The 13,756-nt window shown below is 73.1% G+C and carries 12 protein-coding genes; 9 read left to right on the top strand and 3 right to left on the bottom strand.

Annotation, left to right across the window (positions count from 1 at the left end):
* The first annotated feature begins 72 nt into the window (after positions 1-72).
* The 4 genes from lpdA (at position 73) to L2K70_RS17075 (ending at position 8,018) form a co-directional block, all read left to right on the top strand.
* Positions 73-1,443: a dihydrolipoyl dehydrogenase gene (gene lpdA / locus L2K70_RS17090; protein ID WP_236404144.1), complete on the top strand. Its 1,371-nt coding sequence runs from the start codon at positions 73-75 to the stop codon at positions 1,441-1,443.
* Between the two features lie 43 nt (positions 1,444-1,486).
* Complete coding sequence (sucB, locus tag L2K70_RS17085) at positions 1,487-3,451, top strand: 2-oxoglutarate dehydrogenase, E2 component, dihydrolipoamide succinyltransferase (protein ID WP_236404143.1); 1,965 nt, start codon at positions 1,487-1,489, stop codon at positions 3,449-3,451.
* A gap of 115 nt (positions 3,452-3,566) precedes the next feature.
* The gene (locus tag L2K70_RS17080) at positions 3,567-7,076 is read left to right on the top strand and encodes an ATP-binding cassette domain-containing protein (protein ID WP_236404136.1); all 3,510 of its coding nucleotides are present in this window, start codon (positions 3,567-3,569) and stop codon (positions 7,074-7,076) included.
* A 51-nt stretch (positions 7,077-7,127) separates the two neighbouring features.
* The gene (locus tag L2K70_RS17075; RefSeq protein ID WP_236404134.1) at positions 7,128-8,018 is read left to right on the top strand and encodes a TIGR01777 family oxidoreductase; all 891 of its coding nucleotides are present in this window, start codon (positions 7,128-7,130) and stop codon (positions 8,016-8,018) included.
* On the opposite strand, the gene L2K70_RS17070 is transcribed toward L2K70_RS17075, so the two are convergent.
* Entirely contained in the window at positions 7,964-8,548 is a 585-nt protein-coding gene (locus tag L2K70_RS17070; protein ID WP_236404131.1) for a hypothetical protein, read from the bottom strand. The genes L2K70_RS17075 and L2K70_RS17070 overlap by 55 nt on opposite strands.
* Before the next feature lie 85 nt (positions 8,549-8,633).
* On the opposite strand from L2K70_RS17070, the gene lipB reads away from it, so the two are divergent.
* The 5 genes from lipB (at position 8,634) to L2K70_RS17045 (ending at position 12,438) form a co-directional block, all read left to right on the top strand.
* Complete coding sequence (lipB, locus tag L2K70_RS17065) at positions 8,634-9,380, top strand: lipoyl(octanoyl) transferase LipB (protein ID WP_236404129.1); 747 nt, start codon at positions 8,634-8,636, stop codon at positions 9,378-9,380.
* 109 nt (positions 9,381-9,489) lie between these two features.
* Positions 9,490-9,717, top strand: a complete 228-nt coding sequence (locus L2K70_RS17060) for a hypothetical protein (protein WP_236404128.1) — start codon at positions 9,490-9,492, stop codon at positions 9,715-9,717.
* Positions 9,718-9,743: 26 nt separating this feature from the next.
* On the top strand, positions 9,744-10,694 hold the full coding sequence (locus L2K70_RS17055; protein WP_236404120.1) for a hypothetical protein: 951 nt from the start codon (positions 9,744-9,746) through the stop codon (positions 10,692-10,694).
* A gap of 44 nt (positions 10,695-10,738) precedes the next feature.
* Complete coding sequence (lipA, locus tag L2K70_RS17050; RefSeq protein WP_236404116.1) at positions 10,739-11,680, top strand: lipoyl synthase; 942 nt, start codon at positions 10,739-10,741, stop codon at positions 11,678-11,680.
* A gap of 50 nt (positions 11,681-11,730) precedes the next feature.
* Positions 11,731-12,438 (top strand): DUF4191 domain-containing protein, encoded by a 708-nt coding sequence (locus L2K70_RS17045; protein ID WP_236404113.1) that lies wholly within the window; start codon positions 11,731-11,733, stop codon positions 12,436-12,438.
* A 49-nt stretch (positions 12,439-12,487) separates the two neighbouring features.
* Here L2K70_RS17045 and L2K70_RS17040 read toward each other — a convergent pair whose 3' ends face one another.
* Positions 12,488-12,883 carry an RDD family protein gene (locus L2K70_RS17040; RefSeq protein ID WP_236404110.1) on the bottom strand — a complete coding sequence of 132 codons (396 nt, stop codon included), beginning with the start codon at positions 12,881-12,883 and terminating at the stop codon, positions 12,488-12,490.
* 9 nt (positions 12,884-12,892) lie between these two features.
* Positions 12,893-13,681 carry an SCO4651 family lipoprotein gene (locus L2K70_RS17035; RefSeq protein ID WP_236404099.1) on the bottom strand — a complete coding sequence of 263 codons (789 nt, stop codon included), beginning with the start codon at positions 13,679-13,681 and terminating at the stop codon, positions 12,893-12,895.
* Positions 13,682-13,756: the final 75 nt, after the last annotated feature.

Here is a 13,756-nt window from a genome sequence, read left to right as displayed (position 1 = left end):
ACAAGTGCAAGGATGGGCGAGCCGCATCCGGGAGACGCGGCCCATCGAGTCCGAGCATCGGGAGGAAAGCCTGTGGCGCAGTTCGACGTCCTCGTCCTCGGGGCAGGTTCGGGCGGCTACGCCTGCGCCCTGCGAGCGGCCCAGCTGGGCCTGACGGTCGGACTGGTCGAGAAGGGCAACCTCGGCGGCACCTGCCTCCACGTGGGCTGCATCCCGACGAAGGCGCTGCTCCACGCGGCCGAGGTCGCCGACTCCGCGCGCGAGGCCGGGCAGTTCGGCGTCCGGACGAGCCTGGAGGGCGTCGACATGCCGGCCGTCAACGCCTACAAGGACAAGGTCGTCGACCGACTGTTCAGGGGCCTCACCGGCCTGATCAAGTCCCGCGGCATCACCGTCATCGAGGGCACCGGCACCCTGACGGGACCGCGCACGGTGACCGTCGACGGCACCGAGCACACGGGCACCCACGTCGTCCTCGCGTCCGGCTCCTACAGCCGTACGCTCCCCGGCCTGGAGGTCGACGGCACGCGCGTCATCACCTCCGAGCACGCCCTGCGGCTCGACCGCGTCCCCGCCTCCGCGATCGTCCTCGGCGGTGGCGTCATCGGCTGCGAGTTCGCCAGCGTGTGGAGGTCGTTCGGAAGCGACGTCACGATCATCGAGGCGCTGCCACGGCTCGTGGCCGCCGAGGACGAGGCGTCCTCCAAGGCGCTCGAGCGCGCCTTCCGCAAGCGCGGGATCAACTTCTTCACCGGCACGCCCTTCCAGAGCGTCAAGCACACCGACAGCGGTGTCGCCGTCACCGTCGAGGGCGGCGACGTCATCGAGGCCGAGGTCCTCCTCGTCGCCGTCGGCCGTGGCCCGGCCACCGATGGCCTCGGCTACGCCGAGCAGGGCATCGCGATGGAGCGTGGCTTCGTGCTCGCCGACGAGCGCTGCCGCACCAACGTCGAGGGCGTCCGCGCCGTCGGCGACATCGTCCCCGGTTTCCAGCTCGCCCACCGTGGCTTCCAGCAGGGCATCTTCGTCGCCGAGGACATCGCCGGCCGCGACCCCCGCCCGGTCGACGAGTCCGGCATCCCGCGGGTGACGTACTCCCACCCCGAGATCGCGTCGGTCGGCCTCGACGAGGCGCGCGCCCGCGAGCTCCACGGCGACGACGTCACCACCATCACCTACGACCTCGGCGGCAACGGCAAGAGCCAGATCCTCCAGACCCAGGGCTTCGTGAAGCTCGTCGGCCTGAAGGACGGCCCCGTCCTCGGCGTCCACATGGTGGGAGACCGCGTCGGCGAGCTCATCGGCGAGGCGCAGCTGATCTACAACTGGGAGGCGCACGCCGAGGACGTGGCGCCGCTCGTGCACGCGCACCCCACCCAGAACGAGGCGCTCGGCGAGGCCCACCTGGCCCTGGCCGGCAAGCCGCTGCACGCCCACTCCTGACCATCCACGAATCCCAGACACCATCCGCGAGCGAAGGAACCACATGGCCTCCGAAGTCACCCTCCCCGCACTCGGCGAGTCCGTCACCGAGGGCACCGTCACCCGCTGGCTCAAGCAGGTCGGTGACACGGTTGCCGTCGACGAGCCGCTGCTGGAGGTCTCCACCGACAAGGTCGACACCGAGATCCCCTCGCCGGTCGCCGGCACGCTGCTCGAGATCAAGGCCAACGAGGACGACACCGTCGAGGTCGGTGCGGTCCTGGGCGTGATCGGCGAGGAGGGCGAGTCCGTGGGCGACGCCACCGAGTCCGCCGAGCCCGAGGCCCAGCCGAAGGACGACGCGGAGTCGGAGAAGAAGGCCGAGCAGGAGGAGCAGGTCGCCGAGCAGACCGGCGAGCTGCCGCCCGGCGACGAGACCCCCGAGTCCGAGAAGGACGACGCCCCCGCGCAGGAGGAGCCGGCCGCCGAGAAGGCCGCCGACTCCGGCTCCTCGGGTGGCTCGGGTGGCTCCGGTGGTTCCGGTACGTCGGTGACGCTCCCGGCGCTCGGTGAGTCCGTCACCGAGGGGACCGTCACCCGCTGGCTCAAGCAGGTCGGCGACGAGGTCGCCGTCGACGAGCCGCTGCTCGAGGTCTCGACCGACAAGGTCGACACCGAGATCCCCTCGCCCGTCGCGGGCACGCTGCTCGAGATCAAGGCCGAGGAGGACGAGACCGTCGAGGTCGGCGCCGAGCTCGCCGTGATCGGGTCCGCCGACGACGCACCCGCCCAGGCCACGCCCGAGGCCCAGCCCAAGGACGAGGAGCAGGCGGAGAAGAAGGCCGAGCAGGAGGAGCAGGCGGTCGAGGAGACCGGTCAGCTCCCGCCCGGCGACGAGACCCCGGAGTCGGCGAAGCAGGACTCCCGAGGCTCGCAGCAGGACGAGCCGCAGCAGGCGGAGCCGGAGGCCAAGGGCGAGGCGCCCTACGCCCCCGCGCCGCAGGGCGAGCCCGAGCCGCAGCGCACCGACGCCGCCGCCCAGGCACCGTCGTCGCCCTCGGGTGACGGTGGCCGCGACCAGACGGCGTACGTCACGCCGCTGGTGCGCAAGATGGCCGACCAGCACGGGGTCGACCTCGGCTCGGTGACCGGCACCGGCGTCGGTGGCCGGATCCGCAAGCAGGACGTCCTCGACGCCGCTGCTGCCCAGCAGCAGCAGGCCGCGCCTGCTGCACCGGCCGCGCCCGCCGCGGCGGCACCGGCTGCCGCGGGTGCTCCGCCGGCCGCCGCCGCGCCGTCGTCGGCTGCGCCGTCGCCGCTGCGCGGGACGACCGAGCCGCTCTCGCGCCTGCGCAAGGTCATCGCCACGCGCATGGTCGAGTCGCTGCAGGAGGCGGCCCAGCTCACCCAGGTCATGGAGGTCGACGTCACGGCGATCGCCCGCCTGCGGGAGGCGTCTAAGAACGACTTCCTGGCGCGCGAGGGCGTGAAGCTGACCTACCTGCCGTTCTTCGCCAAGGCGGCGATCGACGCGCTCAAGCTGCACCCCAAGCTCAACGCGGCGATCGACACCGACAAGGGCGAGGTGACCTACTTCGACCGCGAGAACATCGCCTTCGCGGTCGACACCGAGAAGGGCCTGCTCACGCCGGTCGTCAAGGAGGCGGGCGACCTGTCGATCGCCGGCCTGGCGAAGAAGATCGCCGACGTCGCCGAGCGCACCCGCACCAACAAGATCACCCCCGACGAGCTGTCGGGCGGCACGTTCACGATCACCAACCTGGGCAGCTTCGGGGCGCTCTTCGACACCCCGATCATCAACAAGCCGCAGGTCGCGATCCTCGGCCCGGGTGCAGTCGTCAAGCGTGCCGTCGTGATCGACGACCCCAACCTGGGCGAGACGATCGCGGTGCGCCACATGGTCCACCTGTCGCTGACCTACGACCACCGGCTGGTCGACGGCGCCGACGCGGGCCGGTTCCTGCAGGAGGTCAAGAAGCGCCTCGAGGCTGGACAGTTCGAGGTCTGAGTTACGTCCCCAGCAGGACCCCGGTCGCCGTCGGCGACCGGGGTCCTGCCACGTGCGGCCCACTCCCGAAAACCGGGCGCGCGCTGTCGGTCCCACCACCTAGCCTGAAGACACCGTGACGATCACCGAAGCCTCCCGCTCCACTGGCGCGACCACCCCCGCGTCGGAGCTCCCCGCAGACCGCCAGCCCGTCGACTGGCGGCGAGTCCGCCGTCCCCTGACCGTGGTCTGCCTGGTGATGGCGCTGGTCGGCGCGGTCGCGTCCTCGCTCGGTAGCGTGGTCGCCGGCCGCCTGGCCGACACCCCCACCCAGACGCTCGTCACCCTCCTCGCCCTGTGCGTGGTGGGCGGCGCCTTCGTCGACACCGCCGCCCGCACCATCTGGGGCGTCATCGTGGACCGCGCCGAGGGCCGGCTCCGCGCCGACCTCATCGACGCAGCGATGGCGCAACCGCTCTCCGAGCTGTCCGAGCAGGCGGTCGGCGAGGTGCTCGACCGCATCGACGACGACACCTGGGAGGTGGGCCAGCTCATGCGCTGGGGCGTGTGGATGGCCCTGCGCACCGTGCTGTCGGCGGGTCCGCTGTGGATCGTCGCCAGCGTGACGTGGTGGCCGGCGGCGTTCCTGTTCCCGCTGTGCGGCGTGCTGGTGTGGTTCGCCATCCGTCGGCTCCTCCCCCAGATCGCCGAGCGCAAGGTGCTCGAGGAGGCCGCGTGGACCGACCACGCCGCCTCCACCGAGGAGGGGGTGGCCGCGCGCGACGACATCCGCACGTCCCTGGGCCAGGCCCACGTCCTGCGCCGCAACGCCCAGCTCGCCGCGGAGATCCACCGCCGCCTCACCGGCGTGCTGCAGATCGAGGTCAGCGTCACCCGGCGCAGCGGCGCGCTGCTGCACGGCGTGCTGGCCGCGACCGGGCTCATCGGCACCGCACTGGTGCTCGGTGGTGACCTCTCCACCGCCCGGCTCGTCACCCTCTTCCTCGTCACCACGATGTTCGTCGGCCAGGTCGACATGCTCGCCCGCCACCTGCCCGACCTGCAGGAGGGCATGGGCGCCGTGCTGCGGTTGCGCGGCATGCTCGCGGTGGCGGCCGAGCCGGTCGGCGGGCAGTCCCTGCCCCACGGCCCGCTGGACGTCGAGCTGCGCGGCCTGGAGTTCTCCTACGGCACCGGCTCGTTCGCCCTGCGGGACGTCGACCTCCGGGTCCCGGCCGGCCACACGTGCGCGCTCGTCGGACGCACCGGGTCCGGCAAGTCGACCCTGGCCTCGCTGCTGTCGCGCGCGGTCGAGCCGCCGCGCGGGTCCGTGTTCATCGGGGGTGTCGACGTGCGCGACCTCGACCTCCAGCGACTGCGCGCCGAGGTCGGCGTCGTCACCCAGCGCACCGAGATCCTCGCCGGCACCCTCGCCGACAACATCCGGCTCTTCGGCGACGCCCCGGTCGAGCAGGTCGCGGCAGCGGTCGACGAGCTCGGGCTGACCGACTGGGTCGCCGGGCTGCCCGAGGGTCTCGACACGCTGCTGGGGCCCGGGGGCACCAGCCTCTCCGCGGGCGAGGAGCAGCTGGTGGCGTTCGCGCGCCTGCTGGTCCGCGACGTCAGCGTGGTCGTCCTCGACGAGGCGACCGCCCGGATGGACCCGGTCACCGAGGCCCGCGTGGTGCGGGCCGCCGACCGGCTCATCGCCGGACGCACCGGCATCCTCGTCGCCCACCGGCTCTCGACCACCGAGCGCGCCGAGCAGGTCGCCGTCCTCGAGTCCGGGCGCGTCGTGCAGCACGGACCGCGCGAGCGCCTGGCGTCCGAGCCCGGTCCGTTCCGCGACCTCCTCGCCGCGGCCGCCCACGAGGTGGTCATCGAGGAGCACCACCACGAGGACGCCTCGATCGGCTCCGTGCGCCGCAGCACGACGCCGCCCGAGCCGCCCCACGTCGACCCGCCGCTCGGGCTGATGCGCCAGGTCTGGCACACCATCCGGCTCAAGCCGGAGTGGGGCCTGTTCGGGGCCTCGCTGTTCCTCGTCGCCTCCCTGACCGGTGCCTACGGCGCCGTCACCGGCTTCGTCTGGGGCCACGTCGTCACCGACCTCCAGCGTGACGAGTCCCCGGGGCTGCTGCTCGCCGCCCTGGTGCTCTCCCTGATGATCGGCCCGCTCCTGCTGTCACAGGCCTTCTGGACCTACCCGCACTGGTGGGTCGAGGCCCGGATGCGTGTCCGCGCCGCCGTCCTCGCCGGCCAGACCGAGCAGCGCCGGCTCGTCCGTACGCCGCCGGGCGAGGTCGTCGCGCGCGCCATGGACGCCGACCGCATCGCCCGCTACACCGATCGATGGGTCGACTTCGTCAACGGCCTGCTGGTCGCGACCATCACCGCCGTCATCGCCGGCACGTGGCTCGCCGGAGCCGTCCTGCTCGCCGTGATGATCGCCTCCGCGCTCGCGTCCTCGCTCGGGCGACGGGTCGCGGGCCGGTCCGCCGCGGCGGCCTCGGCGGCCCGCGCCGGCTTCGGCCAGGCCCTCGTGTCCACGCTCGAGTCGATCCGCACGGTCAAGCTCGCCGCCGCCACTCCCCACCTCCACCGCCACCTGCGCGAGGTCGACGGCGGGCGCGTCGACGCGGCCGTCCGCGAGCACCGCGTGCAGTCGCTGCTCGACGGCGTGCCGGTCGTGATGGTCCAGTGCGGCGTCGTCGCCGCCTGGGCGGGCCTGCTGTCCGGCCACTGGGGCCTGGCGACGGCCCTGCTCGTCGCCAACGCGGTCAGCGGGTTCGACTGGTTCGGCCGGGTCGCCGGGGCGGTCGTCACTGAGGCGCCCGGCGTGCGGGCGTGGATGCACGCCACCAGCGCACTGGCCGGAGGCGGTGACCTGATGCGGCTGCCGGCTGGGATGGACCTGTCCGCCGGCACCGCCGACGCACCGGCGCGAGCCCAGCGCGACCCGCTCCGCACGCTCACGATCGACGGGCTGAGCGCCGTGCACGACGACGGCACCCTCGGCGTGCAGGACGTCGACCTGACCGTCGGGGCCGGCGAGCTGGTGCTCCTGCTGGGCCAGGTCGGCTCCGGGAAGTCGAGCCTGCTCGGCGCGCTGGCCGGCCTCGTCAGCACCACCGGCGAGATCCGGTGGAACGACGAGGTCGTCACCGACCCGCAGACCACCCTGCGTCCGGCTCGCGTGGCCCACGTCGCGCAGGTGCCGCGCGTCCTGTCCGGCACCTTCACCGACAACGTGGCCCTCGACCACGACGACCGGCCCGTGATGCCCGCGCTCGAGACCTCGCGGATGGGCCGCGACGTCGCCGAGGCGGGCGGACCGGACTCGCTCGTCGGACACCGCGGCGTGCGCCTCTCGGGCGGCCAGGTGCAGCGCCTGGCGCTCGCCCGTGCGCTGGCCGCCGAGGCCGACGTCCTGCTGGCCGACGACGTGTCGTCCGCGCTCGACGCCACCACGGAGATCGAGCTCTGGCGAGCGCTGCGCGAACGCGGGGCCGCCGTGATCGGTGCGACCAGTAAGGCCGCCGCGCTCGCCCAGGCCGACCGGGTCGTCGTGCTCGACTCGGGTCGCGTGGTCGACCACGGTCCGTGGCACGAGCTGTCCTCGCGCTGGGCCCACCTCGCGGGCTGACCCACGCCCGACACCGTCTGCCCGCTTTGGCGCGCATGGTTGGGTGGAGCAATGCGCGTCGTCATCGCAGGAGCGTCCGGCTTCCTCGGCACCCACCTGAGCGACCACCTCCGCGTCCACGGGCACGAGGTGACCGCGCTCGTCCGGCGCGAGCCGACGTCGGCGCGCGAGTCCCGGTGGGACCCGAGCACCGGCCACGTCGATGACGCCGTCATCGCCCGGGCCGACGCCGTCGTCAACCTCGCCGGGGCGACGATCGCGAGCAACCCGCACTCGCGGAAGTGGGCCGACGAGGTGATGGAGTCGCGGGTGTCGACCACCGCGACCCTCGCCCGGTCGATCGCAGCCGCCGAGCGGCCGCCCGCGTTCCTCGCCGGCAACGGGATCGCCTTCTACGGCGACCACGGCGACGCGCCGGTCACGGAGGACACGGAGAGCCGGGGCGATGCGTTCCTCACCCGCGTCTCCCGCGAGTGGCAGGCCGCCACGTCGCCCGCGCAGGACGCGGGGGCCCGGGTGTGCGTGCTGCGGACCTCCCCGGTGATGGACCGGACGTCTCCCCCGCTCAAGCAGCTCAAGCTGCTCTTCCAGCTCGGCGGCGGAGCCAGGCTGGGCTCCGGGCGCCAGCACATGCCGATGATCTCGCTGCGCGACTGGATCGGTGCGGTCAGCTACCTCCTCGAGTCGCGCGACGTGTCGGGCGCGTTCAACCTCTGCTGCGCGCACACGCCGACCAACGCCGAGTTCACCCACGCCTTGGCGAAGGCGGTGCACCGCAAGGCGTTCCTCGCCGTCCCGGCGCCGATCATGAAGGTCGCCGCCGGCGACCTCGCGCCCGAGCTGCTCGGCTCGGTCAACGCCCGACCGGCCGCCCTCGAGCGCGCCGGCTACGACTTCGAGGACGAGGACGTCACGGCCGTGCTGGCCGCCGCTCTGGCGTGATCCCCCGCCGGGACGCTCGTCTCGACGACCCTCCACCCACCGCCCGAGCGCCGCAGCACCACCCGACGCGTCGTGGCGCGGTCCGCAGGCAGCGCCACCGGCGTGCTGCCGCCGACCGCCAGGCCACCGACCACCCGGTCGGTGACCACGAGCACGAGCCGGGACGGCGTACGACGGACGACGTCGAGCGCCAGCACCTGCGTCGTCAGGCCCGTCACCCGGAGACCGCGGGAGCCGTAGTGCCGCAGCAACCGGACGTCGGCGGCGCCGGTGCGCGAACCGGCGACGTAGAGGGCGGACAGCGCTGACGGGTCACCCGCGGACCAGGCCGCCGCCCGCGCCGCGTCCCAGTCGGCGAGGACGGCGGCAGGACGCAGGTCAGACGGCGCACCGGGAACCGATGCCGGCACCGGCGGGCGCCCCACGCCCGGCGACGCGTCGCGCCACGGCACCAGCGTGACCACCAGCGTCGCGACGACGCAGGCGCAGGCGACGGCCGCGAGGGCGGGCAGGAGTCGGCGCGGGTCCATCCGCCCACCTTCGCCGATACTCGCCGATCGTGCGCCCGGTCATCCACAGGCACGGCCCGCCACCCCCACGGCGTACGCTCGTCGCATGCCGCAGGAGCTGGACCACCGACTGGACTTCGAGGTCGCCGGCCTCGGTGACGACGCCGTCGACTACCTCGCCGCCTGGGATCTCCAGCGACACGTCCACGAGGAGGTCGTCGCCGGCACGCGACCCGACACCGTCCTGCTGCTCGAGCACCCGCCGGTGTTCACCGCGGGCAAGCGCACCGATGCCCACGAGCGCCCGGCCGACCCGGGCGGCGCGGCCGTGATCGACGTGGACCGCGGCGGCAAGATCACCTTCCACGGTCCCGGCCAGCTGGTCGGCTACCCCATCGTCACGCTCCCCGACCACGTCAAGGTCGTCGACTACGTGCGTCGGGTGGAGGAGGCGCTGATCGCGGTCTGCGCCGACCTCGGCGTGACCACCGCCCGCGTCCCCGGTCGCAGCGGGGTCTGGCTGCAGGCCGACCACCGCGGGCCCGAGCGCAAGGTCGCCGCGATCGGCATCCGGGTCAGTCGTGGCGTGACGATGCACGGCTTCGCGCTCAACTGCGACGTCGACCTGGGGTGGTACGACCGGTTCGTGCCGTGCGGGATCGCCGACGCGGGTGTCACGTCGCTGTCGTCCGAGCTCGGCCGCGACGTCACCGTCCGCGATGTGCTGCCGAGCGTCCAGCGGCACCTGGCGGCGTACCTGGCGTGGGAGCCCTACACCGCGACCCCCGACTACGACGCCCGGCCCGAGCCGGGTCGTGGTCCGCGCATCGAGCTCGTCCGCCCCGGCGCCTGACGACTCACGTCACCAGGTCGACCCCCACCGGCGCGGTGGCGGGACAGCACCGCCCCGCGACTGGGATTCTCGTCGCCGAGCGGGGTGAGCCCGCGTCCGAGGGGGACGGATGAGCGAGACGGTGATCGAGGCGCGTGGGCTCCGCAAGGAGTTCCGAGGGCGACGGGGCACGCACGTGGCCGTCGACGACCTCGACCTGGCGGCGTGCGAGGTGGTGGTCCAGGACTACGTCGGCGGCTGCATGCGGACGATCTCGCTGGGAGCCGGGGCGACCTACCTCACGGTGGTCCTTGACGGTGGTCGTGGCGGCCTCGCTGGTGTCGTTCCGGCGTCGTGACCTCCCGTGACCGCCCGCGGCCTCCCGTGACCTCGTCGGGCCGCATCCGAGCGACCCTGCGTGAGCTCCCGCGCACCTCACGCGTCGCCCTCGTGCTGATGCTCGTCGTTCCGACCCTCACGTGGCTGGTCGTGGTCTGGCACACCCGGCCCTACTCCGCCGAGCAGGTCGAGGCGGACCGCGCACGGGTCGAGGCGCTTCCTGCCTACGTGCGGGACGTCGCCGAGTGCCAGGCCCTTCTCGGCGAGCTCGGAGCCGGGTGCGGCGAGATCACCTTCGCCGAGTACACCTCGATCACCCGGGAGCCCCTCACCCTCGAGAGCGGGCGGAGCCTCTGGGCCGTCCTCGGAGTGGCCGCGATGGCCCTCGCGGTCGGTGCCCGCTGGCCGTCCGGTACCGGCGTGCGGGACCTCCTGGCGTCAGCGGCGCGCGTCCTCGTCCTCGGGAGCGTCGCCTCGTTGGCCATCAGCGCGGTGTGGTGGTGGGGTCTCGAGTGGATCGCCGAGCGCCGCGACCTGGCCGACACGGAGGGCCCCGGCGGGGTGTCCCTACGCGCGTCCGTGCTGGTCGGCCTGTCCGGTGTCATGGGCGTCGCCGTCCCCCAGCTGGTGCGCGGGGGGCTGATGCGGTTCGTCGCGGTCCCGCTGGCGTGCACCGGCCTCGGGCTGGTGCTCCTGCTGGCTCGCCCCGTCGCACCGTGGCTGCCCCCGCTCAACGTGCACGCCCTCCTGGTCGGCGGAGCCGACTACGCCATCCCGCCCGACCAGGTCGTGTGCACACCCCCCGGCCCCGACCGATCCGTGTTCACGACATGGTTCGGCTCCTCCTCGACGGGTGAGTACTGCCCACCCGCCGAACGCACCCGGACCACCGGGGAGGCGCTCCTCTACCTCACCGTCACCACGCTCGTCCTGACGGCGGCGGCCGTCCTGACGCGAGTACGCCGACGTCCCGCCGCGGACGCGACGCGAGCCTGACCCGTGAGTTGGGGGCCCATCGGGGTCGCCGTACAGTGGCGGGTGTGACGACGGCTCCCACTCCTGAAGGTCGCAAGCTCCTCCGGCTGGAGGTCCGCAACGCGGAGACCCCGATCGAACGCAAGCCGGAGTGGATCAAGACCCGGGCCAAGATGGGTCCCGAGTACACCGCCCTCCAGGGCCTGGTGAAGTCCGAGGGGCTCCACACGGTCTGCCAGGAGGCGGGCTGCCCCAACATCTTCGAGTGCTGGGAGGACCGCGAGGCGACGTTCCTCATCGGCGGCGACCAGTGCACCCGCCGTTGCGACTTCTGCCAGATCGACACCGGCAAGCCGCAGCCGCTCGACCGTGACGAGCCGCGCCGAGTGGCCGAGTCGGTCCAGAAGATGCAGCTTCGCTACGCCACGATCACCGGCGTCGCGCGCGACGACCTCCCCGACGGCGGCGCCTGGCTCTACGCCGAGACGGTGCGGGCGATCCACGAGCTCAACCCCGGCACCGGCGTCGAGAACCTCATCCCCGACTTCAACGGCAAGCCCGACCTGCTGACCGAGGTCTTCGAGTCCCGACCCGAGGTGCTCGCCCACAACGTCGAGACCGTGCCGCGGATCTTCAAGCGGATCCGTCCGGCCTTCCGCTACGAGCGCTCGCTCGACGTGATCACCCAGGCCCGCGACTTCGGCCTGGTGACCAAGTCCAACCTCATCCTCGGCATGGGTGAGACGCGGGAGGAGGTCAGCCAGGCGCTGCGCGACCTCCACGAGGCCGGGTGCGAGCTGATCACCATCACGCAGTACCTGCGCCCCTCGCCGCGCCACCACCCCGTCGAGCGCTGGGTGAAGCCGGAGGAGTTCGTCGAGCTCAAGGCCGAGGCCGACGAGATCGGCTTCGCCGGTGCGCTGTCCGGCCCGCTCGTCCGCTCGTCCTACCGCGCCGGCCGGCTCTACCAGCAGGCCATGGAGGCCCGCACCGCCGCTGCGGTCTGAGGGCAGTACCGGTTGGGCCCGGCGACTCCTCCGGCCGTACGATCGGGACCATGTCGACGCCCGACTCCACACCCACCTCGCGCCGGGGGCAGATCGCCCAGACCTACCGGATGGCCAAGCGCACGGACCCGCGCCTGGGCCTGATCGTCCTCGGCACCTTTGTCGTGGGTGCGGCGCTCGGCTTCGGCCTCATGTGGCTGCTTCCCGGCGAGGGCGTCCTGTCGCTGATCATCTCGATCGTCGGCGGCCTGATGATCGGCGTGCTGCTCGCCCTGCTGGTCTTCGGCCGTCGTGCCCAGGCCGCGGCGTACAAGCAGATGGAGGGCCAGCCCGCGGCCGCCGCCGGCGCGCTGCAGATGCTGCGCCGCGGCTGGAAGCTCGACCCCGTCGTGGGCTTCACCAAGCAGCAGGACGTCGTGCACCGCGTCGTCGGCCCGCCCGGGATCGTCCTCGTCGGTGAGGGCTCCAGCCCCAACCGCGTGCGCCAGCTGCTCGTCACCGAGCGCAAGAAGCACGAGCGCGTCGCCTACGGCGTCCCGATCCACGAGGTCGTCGCCGGTCGGGGCGAGGGCGAGGTCCCGCTGCCCAAGCTGGTCCGCCACGTGCAGAAGCTCGGCCGTCAGGTGAAGCCCGCCGAGATCACCGACATCCTCCAGCGCCTCAAGGCGCTCGACTCGCAGCGCGGCAAGCTGCCCGTCCCCAAGGGACCGGTCCCGACCTCCATGAAGGGCATGCGCTCCCAGCAGCGCGGTCGCTGACCTCCGCCGCTGGTCGAGGAGGTCGCGCGGCGAGCGTCACGAGACCCGATCAGACGGTGACCGTGCGGCTGCCGGCGACGACGTCGTGGAGCCCTCTCCCCTCGAAGGTCAGGAGCGGCGGCACCAGCAGCCCGACCAGGACCGAGCGGCCCAGTGCCCGGAGCAGCGAGATGGGCTGCGGGGATCCGTCCATCCGTACGACGCGCAGCCGCGTCGCGAGCTTGCCGAACGAGCCGCCCGCCAGGGCGGTGAACAGCGCCGACTCGAGGACGAAGACGCCGAGCGTGCCGAGGCTGTTGGTGTTGCCGCCGAGCACGCCGACGGCGACCAGCCACTCGGCGATGGCGAGGCAGGCGATCCAGTCGACCGCCAGGGCGGCGAGACGACGCCACCAGCTCGCGGTCGCGAGCTCGGCGACGGGGATCGAGGGGTCGGGCAGCGGCACGCGCCAACCCTAGGCGGCGCCTCCACCCTGCGGCGTCGCGCCCTTCGGTGCGATGACGGCGATGGGCGTGCCCCAGCTCGTGTAGTCGACGCGGACCCTGTCCGTGTCGCCGGCGTACTCCAGGCGCACGGGCAGCGAGGACTCGTCGATCCAGAGGTCGACGGGCACGGTGCCGCCCACGTCGACCTGCCGGTGCATCGAGTCCTCCGGCAGCGCGTCGTGCCACGCCTCCATGTCCACCGTGACCACGTAGTGGGTCGAGGCCACTCCCTCCATGTCGTCCGGGCCCTCGTTCTGCACCTTGTCGACCGCATCCGCGAGGGCGTCGTACTCCCCCGGCACGTCGAGGGCCAGCAGCGCGGGCGTGGCGCCGGCGTCGAAGCCCTTGTCGTCGCCCGTCGCGCGCGGGTCGTCGTCAGGCGTGTAGGTCCACTCGTTGCCTGCGGCCTCTCCTCCGACGTAGATCCGGCCGCCGGTGCGGATGAACTCGAGGAACTCCCCCGGGGTGTCGCCGGTGATCGCGCGGAACTCGGTCTCGCCATCGGACCAGGTGAGGTCCATCTGCACCTCGCCCCGGCCTCGCTGGTCACCGATGTCGAGACGCACAGAGTCCTGTCCACCGACGGCCTCGGCCACGGCGGGCATCAGCGTCTCGAGGCCGTAGGACCGACTGGCCGGCGCGTCGTCCCCGCCGCCCCCGTCTCCTCCGTCGCCCCCACACCCGGCCAGCACGACCGCCACAGAGGAGAGGACCAGCGTGCGTCGTGCCGAACGTCGTACCGCCTGTGCCCGAGTCATGCCTGACGATAGGCCCGTCAAGGGGTCCTGACCATCCACGGGAGGGGTGGTCAGGTGACCTCCGCGCAACACAGC

Origin of the sequence: Nocardioides potassii (assembly GCF_021648885.1) — a bacterium.
In the GTDB taxonomy this organism is placed as follows: Bacteria; Actinomycetota; Actinomycetes; order Propionibacteriales; family Nocardioidaceae; genus Nocardioides; species Nocardioides potassii.
This window is presented reverse-complemented; position numbering and strand designations above follow the sequence as displayed.